The organism is Geomicrobium sediminis, from assembly GCF_016908595.1.
In the GTDB taxonomy this organism is placed as follows: domain Bacteria; phylum Bacillota; class Bacilli; order Bacillales; family Marinococcaceae; genus Geomicrobium_A; species Geomicrobium_A sediminis.
Map to the genome: position 1 here is coordinate 261600 of NZ_JAFBEC010000006.1, position 17716 is coordinate 279315.

At 41.4% G+C, this 17716-nt stretch carries 20 protein-coding genes; 14 read left to right on the plus strand and 6 right to left on the minus strand.

The window, feature by feature from the left end:
- Positions 1 to 2: 2 nt before the first annotated feature.
- The 6 genes from JOD17_RS11865 (at position 3) to JOD17_RS11890 (ending at position 5028) form a co-directional block, all read left to right on the plus strand.
- Positions 3 to 341: a Na(+)/H(+) antiporter subunit C gene (locus JOD17_RS11865; RefSeq protein WP_204697971.1), complete on the plus strand. Its 339-nt coding sequence runs from the start codon at positions 3 to 5 to the stop codon at positions 339 to 341.
- A complete protein-coding gene (locus JOD17_RS11870; protein ID WP_204697972.1) occupies positions 334 to 1818 on the plus strand; it encodes a Na+/H+ antiporter subunit D in 1485 nt (494 codons plus the stop codon). Before JOD17_RS11865 ends, JOD17_RS11870 begins: the two co-directional genes overlap by 8 nt.
- A gap of 13 nt (positions 1819 to 1831) precedes the next feature.
- On the plus strand, positions 1832 to 2308 hold the full coding sequence (locus tag JOD17_RS11875) for a Na+/H+ antiporter subunit E (protein WP_042359723.1): 477 nt from the start codon (positions 1832 to 1834) through the stop codon (positions 2306 to 2308).
- Entirely contained in the window at positions 2308 to 2589 is a 282-nt protein-coding gene (locus JOD17_RS11880) for a Na(+)/H(+) antiporter subunit F1 (RefSeq protein WP_169966102.1), read from the plus strand. Before JOD17_RS11875 ends, JOD17_RS11880 begins: the two co-directional genes overlap by 1 nt.
- Entirely contained in the window at positions 2570 to 2965 is a 396-nt protein-coding gene (locus JOD17_RS11885; protein ID WP_204697973.1) for a Na+/H+ antiporter subunit G, read from the plus strand. Before JOD17_RS11880 ends, JOD17_RS11885 begins: the two co-directional genes overlap by 20 nt.
- Positions 2966 to 3120: 155 nt before the next feature.
- Positions 3121 to 5028 carry a 5'-nucleotidase C-terminal domain-containing protein gene (locus tag JOD17_RS11890; RefSeq protein ID WP_204697974.1) on the plus strand — a complete coding sequence of 636 codons (1908 nt, stop codon included), beginning with the start codon at positions 3121 to 3123 and terminating at the stop codon, positions 5026 to 5028.
- Positions 5029 to 5065: 37 nt separating this feature from the next.
- Here JOD17_RS11890 and JOD17_RS11895 read toward each other — a convergent pair whose 3' ends face one another.
- The 3 genes from JOD17_RS11895 to JOD17_RS11905 form a co-directional block, all read right to left on the minus strand.
- Positions 5066 to 6250 carry a CynX/NimT family MFS transporter gene (locus tag JOD17_RS11895; protein WP_204697975.1) on the minus strand — a complete coding sequence of 395 codons (1185 nt, stop codon included), beginning with the start codon at positions 6248 to 6250 and terminating at the stop codon, positions 5066 to 5068.
- 71 nt (positions 6251 to 6321) lie between these two features.
- Positions 6322 to 6927 carry an alpha/beta hydrolase gene (locus tag JOD17_RS11900; RefSeq protein ID WP_204697976.1) on the minus strand — a complete coding sequence of 202 codons (606 nt, stop codon included), beginning with the start codon at positions 6925 to 6927 and terminating at the stop codon, positions 6322 to 6324.
- Positions 6928 to 6989: 62 nt separating this feature from the next.
- A complete protein-coding gene (locus JOD17_RS11905; protein WP_204697978.1) occupies positions 6990 to 7424 on the minus strand; it encodes a MarR family winged helix-turn-helix transcriptional regulator in 435 nt (144 codons plus the stop codon).
- Between the two features lie 171 nt (positions 7425 to 7595).
- Between JOD17_RS11905 and JOD17_RS11910 the strand changes: the two genes are divergently transcribed.
- From JOD17_RS11910 to JOD17_RS11935, 6 genes are all read left to right on the plus strand, one after another.
- Complete coding sequence (locus tag JOD17_RS11910; RefSeq protein WP_204697980.1) at positions 7596 to 8501, plus strand: aldo/keto reductase; 906 nt, start codon at positions 7596 to 7598, stop codon at positions 8499 to 8501.
- Between the two features lie 17 nt (positions 8502 to 8518).
- Positions 8519 to 9811 carry an amidohydrolase gene (locus tag JOD17_RS11915; protein ID WP_204697982.1) on the plus strand — a complete coding sequence of 431 codons (1293 nt, stop codon included), beginning with the start codon at positions 8519 to 8521 and terminating at the stop codon, positions 9809 to 9811.
- Between the two features lie 91 nt (positions 9812 to 9902).
- Positions 9903 to 10217 (plus strand): c-type cytochrome, encoded by a 315-nt coding sequence (locus JOD17_RS11920; protein ID WP_042359729.1) that lies wholly within the window; start codon positions 9903 to 9905, stop codon positions 10215 to 10217.
- 110 nt (positions 10218 to 10327) lie between these two features.
- Positions 10328 to 10549 (plus strand): twin-arginine translocase TatA/TatE family subunit, encoded by a 222-nt coding sequence (gene tatA, locus JOD17_RS11925; protein ID WP_042359730.1) that lies wholly within the window; start codon positions 10328 to 10330, stop codon positions 10547 to 10549.
- Positions 10550 to 10855: 306 nt separating this feature from the next.
- Positions 10856 to 12241, plus strand: coding sequence for an LLM class flavin-dependent oxidoreductase (locus JOD17_RS11930; RefSeq protein ID WP_204697984.1), 1386 nt, complete (start codon positions 10856 to 10858; stop codon positions 12239 to 12241).
- Positions 12238 to 13599, plus strand: coding sequence for a sodium/glutamate symporter (locus JOD17_RS11935; RefSeq protein WP_204697985.1), 1362 nt, complete (start codon positions 12238 to 12240; stop codon positions 13597 to 13599). The genes JOD17_RS11930 and JOD17_RS11935 overlap by 4 nt, the downstream gene beginning before the upstream one ends.
- A gap of 38 nt (positions 13600 to 13637) precedes the next feature.
- Here the strand turns inward: JOD17_RS11935 and JOD17_RS11940 are convergent, their stop codons facing one another.
- On the minus strand, positions 13638 to 15089 hold the full coding sequence (locus JOD17_RS11940; RefSeq protein ID WP_204697986.1) for a gluzincin family metallopeptidase: 1452 nt from the start codon (positions 15087 to 15089) through the stop codon (positions 13638 to 13640).
- Between the two features lie 140 nt (positions 15090 to 15229).
- On the opposite strand from JOD17_RS11940, the gene tatC reads away from it, so the two are divergent.
- Positions 15230 to 15955 (plus strand): twin-arginine translocase subunit TatC, encoded by a 726-nt coding sequence (gene tatC, locus JOD17_RS11945; RefSeq protein WP_204697987.1) that lies wholly within the window; start codon positions 15230 to 15232, stop codon positions 15953 to 15955.
- A 107-nt stretch (positions 15956 to 16062) separates the two neighbouring features.
- On the opposite strand, the gene JOD17_RS11950 is transcribed toward tatC, so the two are convergent.
- Together JOD17_RS11950 and JOD17_RS21315 are read right to left on the minus strand one after the other, a co-directional pair.
- Entirely contained in the window at positions 16063 to 16254 is a 192-nt protein-coding gene (locus JOD17_RS11950; protein ID WP_204697988.1) for a hypothetical protein, read from the minus strand.
- Positions 16255 to 16275: 21 nt separating this feature from the next.
- Entirely contained in the window at positions 16276 to 16617 is a 342-nt protein-coding gene (locus tag JOD17_RS21315) for a hypothetical protein (RefSeq protein WP_239575458.1), read from the minus strand.
- Between the two features lie 396 nt (positions 16618 to 17013).
- On the opposite strand from JOD17_RS21315, the gene JOD17_RS11960 reads away from it, so the two are divergent.
- A complete protein-coding gene (locus tag JOD17_RS11960; protein WP_204697989.1) occupies positions 17014 to 17598 on the plus strand; it encodes a TetR/AcrR family transcriptional regulator in 585 nt (194 codons plus the stop codon).
- Positions 17599 to 17716: the final 118 nt, after the last annotated feature.

A 17716-nucleotide genomic window follows, 5' to 3' on the forward strand; every position in this document is an offset into this window, starting at 1 on the left:
CTATGGAAATACTAATGTCTATTCTAATAGGAGTCCTCATAACCGCTGGTACGTATTTGGTTATGTCAAGAAGTTTGCTAAGAATTATTTTAGGTACTTCCGTTATTGGTCACGGTGCATTACTCTTATTGCTTACAACCGCCGGTCTAAAAGAAGGGGCACCGCCGATTACGAATATTGAGGCGCTCACATACGCCGACCCTCTTCCGCAAGCGTTAATTTTAACAGCAATTGTGATTAACTTTGCAACGACTGGCTTTTTCTTGGTGCTGGCGTATCGAGCGTACAAAGAACTAGGAACAGACGATATGGATAAACTAAGGGGTATTGACGATGAATAATATTATTATTTTATTATTGCTAATTCCACTCCTTACGGGCGTCCTACTAATCTTCCTTAGAAATCGCATCTCTGCCCAGCGTTGGTTAAGCATTCTCTCATTGTTGGCTGTAGGGGTCATCGCAGCGATTATCATTCAACGTGTCTTGAATGAAGGCACGATGACATTAGATCTAGGGGGCTGGGAGCCGCCTTACGGGATTGTTCTAGTCGCTGACATGTTTGCAATGTTACTCGTTTTTACAACAGTGATTGTTGGAATTTGCTGCTTGTTATACGGGTTTCGAACGATTGGAGAAGAACGAGAAAAGTTTTACTTTTATACGTTTGTCCAATTTTTACTTGTCGGTGTAATGGGGTCATTTTTAACAGGAGATTTATTTAACCTGTTCGTATTCTTCGAAGTGATGTTGTTATCTTCGTACGTATTAATTGCACTAGGCGGGAAGAAAGTTCAGCTCCGTGAATCGATTAAATACGTACTCGTTAATATCGTATCATCGATGTTGTTCCTCATTGCTATTGCGTATTTATACGGGATGCTTGGAACGTTGAATTTTGCACATATGGCAATTCGTGTATCAGAAGCAGGACAAGATGGTCTTCTAACGACAGTCGCGATCTTTCTAATGCTCGTATTTGCAATAAAAGCTGCATTACTCATGTATTTCTGGTTGCCAGGTTCATACGGTGCACCACCGATGGCAATTGCAGCCCTTTTTGCGGCGCTTTTAACAAAGGTCGGGATATACTCGATTTTCCGCTTGTTCTCGGTTGTATTTCCACACCAACCAGAGATTACACATCAATTGCTCGCCTGGCTCGGTATATTGACGATGATCATCGGTGCGATTGGGGCCGTTGCACACTGGAGTCTTAGAAAAATACTGGCTTACAATGTTGTCGTCGCAGTCGGATTTATGATTGCAGGCTTTGCAGTCTTTACGACAACAGCGATCGCAGGCTCGGTATTCTACTTGATTCATGATATGTTCGTAAAAGCGCTCCTGTTTATACTCGGTGGAATTATGATTGGGTTAACGGGTACAGATAAACTTCGTGAAATGAGTGGGATGATTCGAAACCATGCTTCACTCGGTTGGATGTTCTTTATTGCAGCGCTTGCGCTTGCAGGGGTTCCACCACTAAGTGGCTTTATCGGAAAGCTTCTTGTTTTACAAGGGGCGATTGGTGAAGGGTTCTATATCATTGCTGCGGTAGGTTTAATTACGAGCCTTATGGTTCTTTACTCCGTCGTCAAAATCTTTATCAATGGATTTTGGGGTGAGAACCAACTGACCGTTGAAGATGAGAAGATGTCAACGAAAGGAACACTTCTTCCGAGTGCAATTCTTACAGTCATTGTAATCGGAATGGGGCTTGGAGCGGAGTTTGTGAACGTCTACATTATGGAAGCTGCTGAAGTCATTAACAATCCTTCCTTGTACATTGACGCAGTAATGCCGAACGGGGAATAAGAGAGGTGAGAGCATGCCTGTACAAATACTATTAAATTTATTTATCGCAGCGCTTTGGATGTTTTTGCAAGATGATTGGAGTATAAGTACGTTTACACTAGGTTATTTGCTCGGCCTCTTACTCATCTGGATGACACGCAGGTTCTTTAACGAACCGTTCTACCTGAGAAGGATTTGGGCGCTCATTGCGTTGTTAGTTTTATTTATCCGTGAGTTAATTTCTTCGAGCATTTTAATTACTAGACAAATCTTACGTCCGAAACTGAATATCACGCCAGGGATCTTTACATTAGAAACGACACTAGAAACCGATTTAGAGATTACAGTGTTAGCATTACTCTTAATGCTTACTCCTGGTTCAGTCGTTATCGAAGTTTCAGAAGACGGCAAGACGTTTTATATGCATGCCATGGACATTCCAGATTCAAGTGACATGGCGTTACGTTCCAAAGATAAGTTTGAAAAAGCGATTATGGGGGTTACTAGATAATGTTTGATCTTATTTTATTGATCTCGTTGTTGCTAATCTCCTTCGCCATCTTGGTTGCTTTGTATAGAGTCTATAAAGGTCCATCAATGCCAGATCGGATTATTGCCCTTGATTCAATAGGAATTAACTTAATTGCTTTGATTGCGGTGTTCTCAATCTATATGCGTTCAACAGCCTATCTCGAGGCAATTCTATTGCTTGGTATTCTTGCCTTTATCGGAACGATTGCATTTTCGAAGTTTATTGAGAGGGGTGTAGCAATTGAACGAAAGCACGATTGAGGTTATTGTCTCTATTTTAGTGCTTATTGGTGTGGCATTAGCACTGATCAGCGCTTTTGGTTTAATCCGCTTACCAGATGTTTACACCCGTTCACACGCAGCGACGAAAAGTGCTACTCTCGGTGTTCTCGTAACGATTATAGGCGCGTTTCTTTTCTTTGGATTATCCGAAGGGGTATATAGTGTGCGGTTAATCTTAGGTATTGTATTCGTGTTCCTTACTGCGCCTGTTGCAGGGCATCTCATTTGTCGTGCTGCGTACCGTTCTGGTGTTTCATTGGCAGAAGAAAGTGTGCAAGACGATCTTGAACCAATTCTTGGTAGTGAAGAAGAGCGTCGGGCAAAAAATAAAGAACGACACCATCGTTCATCGTAATTAAGGATTTTAGACCCGCATTCAATGCATAGAATGTGGGTCTTTCTTATAGAATTGTAAGTTTTACTTAGTATTCTTGTTAAACTTCCTGCACGACTCTTGTCGCATTTGCTCAGTTTGCTACGATGAAAGTAATTCTATAGGAGGTGGGTAACATGAAGAAGTTTTGGTTAGCAGCCTTACTTACAGTGCCGATGCTAAGTATTCCACAGCTTGTTGAGGGTTCAGAAGTGAAACGAGGGGATTTCCTCAAAAAAATGATGGATGAAATGGACATTGAAGTAGAACATTATGATACGTCCACACTTGCTTTTGAAGATGTAAGTGAAGAATATGCTCCGTATGTAACTGCAGCAGTGGAACTTGGAATTACAACAGGACGTACGGACACTCGCTTTGGTACAGAAGATCCGGTAACGCGGGCACATGCATCGTTATTTATGACTCGTGCCATGAACTTAGAGGCAGATGACTTATCAACGCTTTTGCAATTTGAAGATGTTTCTGAGACGAGCTTTGCGAGTGAGGCTCTAGCGACGGTGGCACAGTACGGTATTATGACTGGTTATACAAATGGTTACATGCGACCGAATCAAAACATAGCTCCTCACCAAGTTGATGCGATTCTAGAACGGCAAGACAACTACTTTACGAAACGCTCAATCGTACATACAAATGATATGCACGGAAGAGTGATGCAAAACGATGATGAAGGTGTCATGGGTCTTGCAAAAGTACATACAATCTATGATCTCATTAAGCAGCAAAGTGAAGACGTGCTCCTCGTCGATGGCGGAGATACTTTCCATGGTACAAATCATGTGCATTATACAGAAGGGCAAGCAATGGTTGAACTTATGAATCATATTGGCTTTGATGCGATGGTTGCTGGGAATCATGAATTTAATTATGGGTATAATCGACTATTAGAATTAAGTGACTCAGCAGACTTCCCAATCCTCGCAAGTAATGTCATCGTTGATGAAACAGGGGAGCCTTTAGTTGAGCGTTATTCGATTGCAGAACTCGCTGACAAAAAAATCGGTTTTGTTGGCATTACAACAGAAGATACACCCATTCGAACGCATCCGAGCAATGTTGAAGGGTTAACATTTTACAATGATGTAGAGATTGCCAAACGTGAAGTTAAAGCAATGGAAGACAAGGTTGATCATGTTGTTCTGTTAACGCATTCAGGTCATTCAGTAGATCAAATGTTAGCGGAAGAAATCGATGGTGTTGATTTAATTATTGGTGGGCATAGCCATACAGCCATTGAGCGGCCGTATTATCATGATCAAACATTTATCGCCCAAGCCCACGAACATACGAAAGCAGTTGGAGTTGTGAATCTTTACTATTATGAAGATGAACTTGCATCGATGAACGGTCAATTAATTCGTGACACTAATGATCGCTTTGAACCCCATCCAGAAACGGAAGAACTCGTACAGCAATATGTTACTGAAGTTGATGAGGCATTGAGTGAAGTAATCGGCTCTGTTGATACTCGTCTTGAAGGGGACCGAGAGGTCGTCAGACGTGAAGAATCGAACTTAGGTAACTTAATTACAGACGCGATGCGCCAACGAACAGATGCTGATGTAGCAATCATGAATGGGGGAGGAATTCGAGATAGTATCGAAGCGGGTGATGTGACAATCCATGATGTGATGAATGCGTTCCCATTTATCAACCTCGTTGAAGCACAAGAGATGACAGGAGATATCATTGTTGAAGCGTTAGAACAATCGCTTAGTGTTTATCCTGAAAGTAATGGTGGATTCTTACACGTTTCAGGAATGGAGGTACAATATGACCCTGAGGCCGCTCCTTATGAGCGTGTAACATCCGTTGAGATCAATGGCGAACCATTAGACACGGCAAAAACGTATCTCGTTGGAACCAACGATTTTCTAGCAGCTGGTGGAGACGGCTATTCGATGTTTGAAGAACAAGAAATTGTTTTATCAACGGGTGAGTTGTTAAGTGAGATTCTAATTGAGTACATTCGCTCTGGGGAAGAAATTCCTGATGTTGAGGGAAGAATTGCACAACAATAAAAAAAAACGATGAGGGCACTCCTCATCGTTTTTTTTTTTAGATCAATTTGTTTCGGCTAGCGAACAAGCCTACAAGTAGTAAAGCTATCGTAAGAATAAGGAAGAGCATATACGTAAGTTCTGGTAGCTGAATTGATTGCAATAAAAGCCCAAAACCAATCGGTCCGATTGTTGCAAACAAATAGCCGGCTGCTTGAGACATGCCAGAAAGTGAAGCCGCATCTTGGGCGGTTTGCGTTCGCAGTGATAAGAGTAGAAAGGATAAACTAACAGCGCCTCCTTGGGCAATGCCGACGAATGCAATAAATAGTCCGGTCGCAAACAAAGAACTGTTAAAGAAAATCAGACCGAGAAAGCCAGTAGCATACAGCACACCTAATGTGAGTACGATCTTTCGTTGATCGTAAAGACGAGCACCGATAATTGGAACGATAAATGTTGCAGGGATGCCAAAGATTTGCATCCAAGCTAAAAAGAACCCAGCTTCAGTTGCGTTAAAACCGTTAAGCATTAATAATTCAGGTAACCACGTAATTAAACTATAGAAAAGAATCGATTGTAAACCCATAAAGGCGGTCACTTGCCATGCAAGCTTTGAGTGCCAAAGCTTTGTGGCGGTTGGTACGGTCTTTATTTGGTTTTTCGTTTTATATTGCAGTTGTGGTAACCAAAGGATGAGTGCTAAGAAGGCAGGAACAATCCAAATAAATAAACTTACATTCCAGCCAAGACCAAGGTTTAAAGCAAGTGGAACGCTCACTCCCGAAGCGATCGTTGCAAACACAGCCATAGACGTCATATATAAGCTCGTGAATAACCCGACCCTTAACGGAAATGTCTTTTTTACAAAACCAGGAATTAAGACATTACATAAAGCAATCCCAATGCCGACCAATGCGGTACCAACAAAAAGAAGCACGTTCACTGGCATGAAACGAACGATTATTCCTAAAATTAAGAGAATAAGGCCAACAAAAATCGTTCGCTCAAGACCAAACGTTCTTGATAGTTTTGGAGCAAAAAGAGATAAAAGTGAAAATGAAAGTAAAGGAAGTGCCGTCATAAAACTGATTTGAACATGTGATAAATGAAGATCATCACGAATCATCATAAGTAACGGTCCTACACTTGTAATGGCAGGTCGTAAATTGAGTGCAACGAACAAAATTGCAATGACTGCCAAAACATAAGGAGCACGTTTCGTTGGTGTTGTATTAAGCATGTTATCCTCGTCATGTTTTTCTTCATTGTAACATGAAACCGCCTACTCAAATGTTGAGCAGGCGGCATTGATTAAAAGGTCTTATTAAACCAATTGATGGCTTCGCCTAATTCTGATTGAGTGAGTTGATGCCCACCATTTTCCCAATGTAAGGTCACATCCGCTCCGGCTTCTTCTAACAAGCCGTTTAGTTCTTCTGTTTCCTCAGGACGACAAATTGGGTCTTGCTTTCCAGCTCCGATAAAGATCGGTGTATCGTTAAGAGAGGGAAGTGTAACGCCTCTTCTTGGTACCATTGGATGATGAAGACTAGCTCCTTTTAGTGAGTTCTCATAATGGAACAATAAACTCGCAGCAATATTGGCTCCATTTGAATATCCGACAGCGACGATGTTGGAACGATCGAAGCTGTATTCTGTAGCGGCATGATCAAGAAATTCATGCAGCTCCTTCGTACGGAAGACCAAATCTTCTTCATCAAATACGCCTTCCCGTAGACGACGGAAAAATCGAGGCATACCATTTTCAGATACGTTTCCACGAACACTTAATACCGTCGAGTCAGGTGCGATCATTTTCGCTAATGGAAGCAAGTCGTTTTCGTCGCCACCAGTACCGTGTAAGAGGAGTAAAACAGGTGCTTGTTCGTTAGAACCTTTTTGAAAGATGTGTTTCATTGTGATCACTCCTTTAACTATAATTGTTGTTAGTGTGCTCATTCATTACGATCATGATGAGTCTAAACTGACGATGAATCACTTTTATGAAGTCGTCTGAGTAAACGTAATAACTCTTTTTGTTCGTCGGTTGATAAGCTGGCAAATTGGTTCATTTGAAACTCTTCTTGCATAGGTACAACCTGATGATACAACGCTAACCCTTCTTTTGTTAACGATAAATACTTTGTTTTCCATTCTTGTTTGCGAGTAATCAGTTCACGAATCTCCATCTTCTTAACAAGGTGTGTAATGTTACCTTTCGTTACAATAAGCTTTTCTGCTAAGTCTTGTTGTGTAATGGGCTGATGAGCACCGACTTGCACGAGTAGATCGAATTGTGCAGTGGAAAGGTCATAATCATCTAAGTTCTTGTTCGTTTGACGGATGTTGTGATTGTAAAAGCGCGCGAGTCGAAACCATAGCAATAACGCAAGGCGGCGATCTGTCTGCTCCATACACATGTCTCCTTCAGTTGTTATCAGTATAATCATAAACTGAATGGGCATGCACATTCAAGAATTTTGCATGAGACGATGAGTTAAATTCGTTTTACTGCACATGAGATGTATGATTTACGACCATTTCGGGTACAGGATGAATAAGAAACTATTGTTGGAGGGATAACCTTGAATAGACGAACGCTAGGTAAATCAGAGATTGAACTTAGTGAGATTTCATTAGGTACGATGAGTTTACCTAAGGACTCTACACAATCAAAACGAATTATTGAAACAGCTATGGAAAAAGGAATTAACTATTTTGATACCGCGGACCTCTACTCCTTTGGTGAGAATGAGCGAATGGTCGGAGAGTTAATTAAGGAAAGAAGAAGTGACTTAATCCTTGGAACAAAAGGTGGGAATCACTTTGAGGAAGGAAAAGACGGATGGTTTTGGGATCCGTCAAAAGCATACTTAAAAGAAGCTTGTAAAAATAGTTTAAAGCGTTTAGGAACGGATTACATCGATTTGTATCAACTTCACGGTGGAACAATCGATGACCCAATCGATGAATCCATTGAAGCATTGCAAGAATTAAAGCAAGAAGGATACATCCGAGAATTTGGAATTTCATCAATACGACCGAATGTTATTCGAGAGTACCTTCAATCTGGGATGGCGAGTGTGATGATGCAATATAGTATGCTCGACCGAAGACCAGAAGAGGAACTTTTAGAATTACTTCACCAAAACGGAATTGGTGTTCTCGTAAGAGGTGCAGTGGCAAAAGGATTGCTTACAGACCGAGTAGAAGAAAAAGTCAGTGAAGACGGGTTTCTAGGTCATAGTAAGGAACGCATTTTATTTGCGACCGATGCTCTACGTGCCATTAGTGATGTAGCAACACCGTCACAAGAAGCGATTCGATATGTACTCCGTCACCCTGCGGTCACTTCGGTCGTAGCCGGTGCAAGCACTGCAGAACAAGTGCTAGAAAACAGTGTTACATCAGAACTAGGTCCCCTCTCGGAAGAAAATTATGATAAATTAAAGAAAAGTGCTGCCATGATTTATTACGAACAGCACCGTTAATGCTGAGGAGTGGAACAATGGAACGATGGTTAGATGAATTAGAACCGAAACTGATTACGTGGAGGCGACATTTTCATAAATACCCTGAAGTCGGTTGGACTGAATATGTTACGACAGCAAAGATTGTAGAAGAGCTTGAACGACTAGGTTTTACGTTATATATAGGAAAAGATGCCGTAGATTCATCTTCTAGAAGCGGCGTTCCAAATGCTGAACAATTAGAAGAAGCTGAGCTTCGTGCGAAAGAACACAACGTTCCTAAAGCGCTCATTGAGAAAATGAGCGGGGGTCATACGGGTGTTGTTGCCCGTCTGGATACTGGAAGAAAAGGACCGCATACCGCATTGCGTTTCGATATTGATGCACTGCCAATTTTTGAAGCTACTGAAGACCATTTCCCGAAAGCAGAAGGATTCCAGTCGATTCATGATGGGTTTATGCATGCTTGTGGGCACGACGGGCATACGAGTATTGGTTTAGGTGTTGCTCACTATTTGTATAGCCATCAAGATGAGTTGTCTGGAGAGTTTACGCTGTTATTCCAACCCGCAGAAGAAGGCAGTCGAGGTGCGAAGGCCATGGTTGAGAAAGGGTGGTTATCGAATGTTGATCACTTTCTTTCCGGACATATTGGCATCTCGGATGAAGAAGTTGGACTTGTAGCTGCCACTACTGAAGGATTTTTAGCGACGACGAAATTCGATATTACCTTTAAAGGAAAAGCGTCTCATGCAGGTGCAAAACCTGAAGAGGGAAAGAATGCATTACTATCTGCCGCTAATTTCTCACAACATGCCTACGCAATTCCAAGGCATAGTGCTGGAGATACTCGGGTAAATATCGGCACATTGGAAGCGGGGTCAGGTCGTAACGTGACAGCCGACCATGCCTTTTTACGTGGTGAATCTCGTGGGGAAACAAAAGAATTAGATCGCTATATGTTTGCACATATTAAGCAAATCGCACAAGCTTCTGCAGATCTTTATGGAACGACAGTTGAGATTGAAGAAGTTGGACAAGGCACAACTGCCGAGTGCGATCACGTATGGATTGAGCGCCTAGAAGAAGTTGCACAAAAGTACGATACGATTAATAAAGTACTTCCTAAACTTGCAATAGGTGCTTCTGAAGATGTGACTCATATGATGCGATCAGTGAAAGAAGACGGTGGTGAAGTGACGTATATGATTTTCGGGACACCACTTAAAGAAGGACATCATCATCCCCAGTTTGATTATGAGGAAAACGTATTAAGAGTAGGGGTTTTGGCTGTAACAGGTTTACTTGAAAACTTGCATTGTAAAGATTGAGTAACCACGTGAGCAAAGTATTGTTTGATTTGACAAATTTATGCTAAGATATGTAAGCAATCTATGCGATTTTTGAGGAGGAAACAAAGGAATGAAGAAATTCTTAATTATGATGGCTGGTTCTGCTATGCTACTTGCTGCATGTGGCGGCGGGGACGATGCTGGTGAAGAAGGCGAAGAAACAGCTGGCGGTACATACGACGCAGAAGCAGCTGCAAGCCTATATGAATCAAACTGCTTATCTTGCCATGGAGATCAAGGTTCAGGTGCATCAGGTCCTGAAATCGCTGGTATGGATGTTGACTCTGTACTTGCAGCGATCGAAGAAGGTCCTGGAGGCATGCCAGCTGATATCGTGACTGGTGAAGAAGCAGAGAATGTAGCTCAATACGTTTCTGAGCAATAATGTACGTAACCTTCTATTTGAGATAGAAGGTTTTTTATTTGGAAAAAATGATGTACTGGAATAGTATTCTTACAGAAAATGGGTACGCTAGGGACAAGGAGGTGATGGACATGAGTCCATTTAATGTTGGGATTCCTAGTTTGATTTTAATTTTGTTGCTTGCCATCTTGATCTTTGGACCCAAAAAATTGCCGGAGATTGGTGGGGCATTTGGGAAGACGATTACCGAATTTAAACGGTCAACGAGTCAACTCATGGATGATGAACCATCTTCTACACCGGCACAACCGACTAAAATTGAATCGAACCCTACAGATGATTCTAAAGCTTAATCGGTGGCTACGATCATAATATCGACAAAAAGGTGAGTAGGTAACAAGTCTGTACTCACCTTTTTGCGTTATGGATAAGTAGTTATTTTATCAAACATACATTGAAAGGGGTACTTCAGTCACGTTCTGAAAAATGTTGTATTTAAATTTTCTATATATATTGACAATTAAATTAAGAAGTCGTAACCTATTGAATAATCACCACCTCACTTTTAGTCATTTTTACTGTTTCGGATCGAAGCAGTATTCTTTTTATCCATTAAACCGACTATTCAAGTGAGTATTATATGGATAGGGGTGCCTGACATGACTGAGCAAAGAAAAAGAATGTATTTAAATGCGTTTGATATGAACTGTGCAAGCCATCAATCCCCTGGATTATGGGCTCATCCAGATGATCAAAAATCAACTTCTTATAAGACGGCTGATTATTGGATTGAGTTAGCGAAAACGCTAGAGCGTGGATTCTTTGATGGGATTTTCTTAGCGGACGTGTTGGGGACATACGACGTATACAAAGGATCTAGAGATACAGCGATCGAACATGGTGTACAAGCGCCTGTTAACGATCCGAGTTACCTTGTGCCTCTTATGGCTTCAGCAACGAAGCACTTAGGGTTTGGGTTAACGGTGTCGACAACGCATGAGAATCCGTATATCTTTGCGAGGCGCATGTCCACACTTGATCATTTAACAAACGGCAGAATCGGTTGGAACATCGTGACAAGTTACTTAGAAAGTGCTTCAAGAAACATTGGGTTAAAGCAAGTGAAGCATGACGAACGTTATGAAATTGCTGAAGAATATTTAGAAGTGGTATACAAGTTATGGGAAGGCAGTTGGGAAGACGATGCAGTGCAAAACGATAAAGAAAATCGAAGGTTTGCAGATCCTAGCAAAGTTCATGACATCAATCATTACGGCAAGCATTATGAAGTGCCAGGAGCACACTTATGCGAGCCTTCACCACAACGGACTCCCGTCTTGTTTCAAGCTGGTGCATCAAAACGAGGGAAGCAATTTGCATCGAAGCACGCCGAGTTAGTATTTATAAGTGTACCGGAAGATTATCTTGCGAAACGTTACGTCGACGAGCTTAATGAGGAACTAAACCTTGCAGGAAGAGATCGCAGTGAAGTGAAAGTTCTGTCCTTATTGACGCCAATCATCGGTAAAACGAAGGAAGAAGCTGATGCTAAGCGTGAGGCATACAGAAAATTTGTGAGTCATGAAGGCAGTCTTGCGCTGATTGGTGGTTGGACTGGTATCGATTTTAGTGGCTACGAGAAAGAAGATAAAGTGGAATACATTGAAAATGAAGCGATGCGATCTTCTATTGCAAGCTTTACGAATCAAAATGCTGACGAGTGGACAGTCGGAGAATTTTCTGAGTTTGTAAGTATCGGTGGTCGCGGGAAAGTGATTGTAGGTACAGCAGAAGAAGTGGCAGATCAAATGCAAGACTGGATGGAGACGACGGGTGTGGACGGATTCAATATCGCCTACAGCGTTTCACCTGGAACATTTGAAGAATTTGTTGATGATGTGGTTCCGATTTTGCAAGAGCGTGGGCTTGTAAGAACGTCTTATGAAGAAGGAACGTATCGAAACAACCTCTTCGGCTATGATCAACTTCCTGAGCACCATGTCGGGCGTACGTACCGGCAGTTGAGTGCTGAGATTAAACAATGATGGAGCAAGTGACGTTAATAGACCTCGTCTTTGATTTTGGTTTGTTATCGTTGTTACTACTGATTGGTGTATGGCTAAGATCGAAAGTAAAAGTCTTGCAAAAGATGTTTTTACCAGCTGGACTTATTGCGGGAGCGCTCGCACTTGCATTTGGGCCAAACGGATTTGGGATTTTGCCGTTTTCTGATGCGATTGCAAGCTACCCTGCGATTTTCTTAGCACTCGTGTTTGCTGCGATTCCACTTGGAGCAGCCAAAGTATCATTCAAAAAAGCTTCCAAGCGTATTCGCAACATGTGGATCTACTGTGCTTTTACGTTCTTAGCGGTGTATGGAGTTGGACTATTGTTTGCTGACGTTCTATTGCGACCGCTGTTCTCAACACCTGAAGGATTTGGATTTATGCTCGGTGTCGGGTTTATAGGTGGTCATGGAGGTGCAGCTGCGCTAGGACACTCCTTCCAAGAACTCGGTTGGGCAGACGCTACGTCATTAGGTTATGCATCGGCAACTGTCGGCATGTTAGTTGCGATTATCGGTGGCATGATGATTATTAAGCGAGGGACAGAGCAGCGTCACGGTACGTTCGTTACAGATTATAAAAGTTTGCCAAATGAATTGCGAACGGGACTGATTGAACGGGACAACCGTAAATCACTTGGAGAAATTACATTTTCTCCAAATTCGGTTGATCCATTGCTCGTTCACATTGCTTTTTTAGGTGGTATTTTACTCATTTCTTATGTTCTTCAACAGTTCGTCACGGTTATATTCCCGACAGTTTCGATTCAACTGTTTATTTTCACGCTACTCGTCGGGTTACTCGTTCAAGTATTTCTACGTAAATCGAACGCAGACCAGTATGTCGATAAGCGAACCGTTGATCGAATTAGTGGGACGAGTGCAGATTTAATTGTCATCTTCGGTATTGCTTCCATTAACTTAGCGGTCGTAGGTGCTTATGCAATTCCGCTCGCAATTCTATTAATTTTCGGCATTGCATTTATGTACTTTTGTTACCGGTTGTTAGCGCCTCGCGCTTTCGAGGATCATTGGTTTGAGAATGCGGTGTTCAACTGGGGTTGGACGACGGGAACAACAGGTCTTGGCATTACGTTGCTACGAATTGTTGACCCTGAAGTGAAGACGACAACATTACAAGATTACGGGATTGCTTATCTTGGGATCATTCCGTTTGAAATTCTAACGATTGCCATTGCTCCAGTGTTTATCGTCATGGGATATGGCTGGGTGTACATTATTGGCGCTCTAGCCTTTAGTTCGGTGCTTATGTTTATGGCATTTTCACGAGGATGGTTTTACAGAGAATCAAAGCAGCCCATTCTATCAAAAGGATAAAAAACCCGAACCGCAACGTTGGCGGTTCGGGTTTTTTATTAGTTTTGGTACAACGGAACAAATCGTTCTTCCATTACTTTCAAGTAAGCGGAGAGGTCGTCTTGTTTACATAATGCTTGTGGAGAGAACGGACCATCTACGTTGTAGGCGTTGTTTTGTAACCAAGACTTCACGTCTTCGTTTTGCCAGCTCTTCGTCTCTTGGCTTAGCTTTTGGTACATGCTTGCTGCATTCATATAACTGAGTAGCTCAAAACCGGGTGCCCCGAAGCTACCAGTAGCAAAGTTGTCTTCTTGTAAGATGCCGCCTAAGTCGTGAGGGGTTAACAAGCTTAGGTGTTCCCCGGATTTTTCAGCCCAAATGTTCTGCAATTCTTTGGTCGCTACTTCACCGTTAATGACGGCTTTTTCAATTTCATAGCGCATGAGCAGGTGAAGGGGCTGCATAACTTCACTTGCTTCAGATTTAACAATTGTAAAATCAACCGCGTTGATTGCTTCATAAAACTGTTCATACGATACGTGATCTAATGTTGGAGAGAGGCGTTTTTGAATGTCGGCATAATTCAGTTGCCAGAAGCCGTCACTCTTCCCGATGAACTTTTCGAATAACAAGCGATGAGCAAGTTTTGTTGATGGATCCGTTTCTCCTTGAAGAAGCGTTTCGTAGTTTTGTGAAAAGCTTGCTTCTCCTGCTTCACTGAACATTTTCGGGAATACATTTCTTAGTTCTGAAGCAGCAAAAGGAAAAGCAACTCGAACATCATCTGGTTGGATGGCAACGGTCATTGAAGTATGACCAGTATCCATTCGACCCGCTTCAAAATCAAACCCTAATTGCTCTAGTCCATTATGAAGAATCGACTGATGTGTTGACGCATCAACATCTTCATAAAGAAAACCAGTTTTGATTTTCTTATCAGAACTTTTGGCGTATTGAACGATCGGCGTTAATTCTTTTTTAATTCGTCCGAACCATTGATCGAGTTGTGCCGTCGTTAATCCTTCTTGACGAAGTCCTAGAATAGCGTCATAGCGGTTCGATGTATATCCGAGTTCATCAGCAAGATCCATTTGCCAGATGACAAAGCGATCAAAGAGCGGTCGAAAGTGGGAGAAGTCATTTTTTTGTCTCGCTTCTTGCCATAGTGCAGGCGCTTTGGCTGCCATTTTCTCATAAGAAGTGTACAGTTTTCTCGGGATTTTATTAAGTCTTGTACTTTCTTTTTGCAAATAGAGAACAGTTGGACGCATTGCTTCTGGAACTTCTTCAATGACGACTTCTTGAAGAAGTGTTGCGTTTGTTTTGTTGGTCATTAGTGTATGTGTACGCTCTGCAAGTTGGCCCATCACGTTTGCACGTGTATGTAGCCCTTTTTTGGAACCGTGAGTATAATGGTCCCATTTTAATAAAGAAGCGCTATGTTCAAGAGTCATTAATTCACTGACGAGGTTGAGCAGTTGTTGATGCTCCATTTTTGTTGCGGTCATAAGTTGTAACATCCTTCCAATAGTTGAGTTCATTTCCAGTTTTTACGTAAATGAGGATAACTATTCCTCATTTCGTATGTCAATAAAGAGAGATGGGTAAGTTATGAGGAGACTGATTGAACGTTTGGAGGAATTGAACAATGTCTCAAACAGAATCACTTGAAAAACAACCGGCGTTAGAACACATCACGGTGCTAAGAGGAGCGGTACTTCGCTCACTGTTCGTGTATGCATTTATCTTTATTGTGCTGTTTTTCGCATTGAGGCTTTATATGGATCTCTTAATAGGAGATCGAGAGCTTGTGATGCTTGGCCCATTAGATGCCATCAAATTGTACTTCACACTTGCAGGAGTATTAGGGTTAGGCTTTTGTGCACCTTATTTGGCTTTTGAAGCTTGGCGTTTTGTAAAGCCTGCCCTTAGCACAAAAGAAGCAAGTATTTTGTTCCAATACATACCGGCGATTTTTGTTTGTTTTATCATTGGGCTTTGCTTTGGTTTTTTTGTTATCCATCCGTTAGCATTTGCGTTCTTAACTGAACTTGGAGAACTCCATTTCGACATGATGATTACGGCTTCGGAATATTTCTCCTTTGTATTAATGGCAACTCTTCCAGCGGGCTTTTTGTTTGAGCTTCCTTTAATTATTATGGCACTCACATCTTTTGGCTTGCTCAACCCATACTCACTAGGAAAAGTCCGAAAGTATGCTTACTTTGCTTTGCTATGTATTTCTGTACTCATTACGCCACCTGACTTTTTAACAGATATTCTTGTTGTGATTCCATTCATTTTACTATATGAACTTGGAATTGTCTTAGCAAAGGTCGTACACAAACGAAAAGCACAAGTGCAGGCTGTATAGAGAAGGCGATCTTGTGGACAAAACAGAAAATTGCCTAGTTATTCACTATGTAAGTGAACGACTGGGTAATTTCTTTATGTAGGAATTCGGTCTAATGCCCTTGTAGCTTAATCACTTCTATTTGGTTTTAACACAGACGTGCCGATAATTCCTGCGATTAAAATGATGATTGACGGGACAGAGAATTGATCAAAAAGCTCATCTCCAGGAAATGATGGAAAGGCATCGAGCTGGGAGACTAGGCGAAATACGGTAAGAATAATGCCGATGATTAATAGAACGTTAAAGAACTTATACATGATCATGCGCCTCGCTTCTTCTTATCTTTTTTTTTGGAAAACGTACGTAGCAGAGACAATCGTATCGACGACGAGTATGATTCCCCAAATCATAGAAACGGAATGAAAGGTTTGATTCTCGTACGGTGTTGCTTCGTAGCTTTCGCTACCTATCCAATCTAAATCAGTAACATAGTTGGCAGATTCATAAATGTCTAACCCGCTCAATCCGAAGAACAGCACTTGTACACTTAGAAATACAGTGACATGTGTCATCCATGTCAAAAGATAATGCTTTGCTTGGACAGTCGGATCTTTTTGTCTTGCCATTTCTTCGTAGTCTTTTGTTGTTAACAGACGAGCAGCATCAATCTTCTTTCGCATCCAACGGTCTAACCGTTTAAAATCGTGGAATCCAAATGTCAGTGCATAGAGTACGAACAAGGAAACGATGATTTGAAAAGCAGCAATTTCACCTGTAAGTGCAAATACATACCATGCAAGTACAGCCTCAAATCCTGTTAATGCAATAAAAGCGATAATAAACCCTATTGATAATTGCGGTTTTTTTAGTTTGTATCAACTATATCCGAATAACAATAAGCACAAAAAACTGATGATCTCGATCGCAATAAAGATTTCCCACTGGTAATGAACCATGAAGTCATTCATAACAACACCCCTTTTTAACTCATGCGAATTAAATAAAAGATAACACGTCGTGTGTGCATAAAGCAATTTTTTAATTCGGTTGAATTAAAAAGATGTTATACTAAGTACATGCCAAAAATTGTAGACCACGAAAAACGAAAACAAATTATTGCAGAAACGACTTGGAAGTTGATCAGTAAGTACGGAATTCAGCATGCAACATCGAGGAATATTGCAAAAGAAGCGGGGTTATCACAGGGCGCTTTGCGGCACTATTTTTCGAAACAAGAAGGTCTGTACGTGTTCGCATTAAACCTCGTGAAAGAACGATTTATCTCACGATTAGAGAGGGTGAATGAAAAGGTATTAGCACCGATTGAAAAAGCGGTTGCTTATTTACTAGAGTTTGTACCGACGAATGAAGAAACTCGACTTGAAATGGAAGTGTGGTTCGCATTTGTAGCTTATGGAAAGACGCAAGAAGACTTTGACCTAGATCATGTCGGACTTGAAAAAGGTGTAAAAGATGTGATTGTCTTTCTTCGAAAAGAAGGTTACGTATTGAATCACGATCCAACACTTGAAGAAGAAAGCTTATATGCCTTTATTAACGGAATGGCATTAAACTTGTATCTCGAACCAAGCAAAATCAATCGAGATCAAAGTAAAAAGATGATCACTCATTATGTTCAACGAATGATTCAGGCAAACTAGAAACGCACACTCTTTTTAAAAAAGGTAGTGACCCCAAAAAGTTAGAGTTTGTTAAACAGCTGATTGGCTGGTTGATGTTCGATATTGAATCGGACTTTGACCAGCCAGTTTTAGTTTT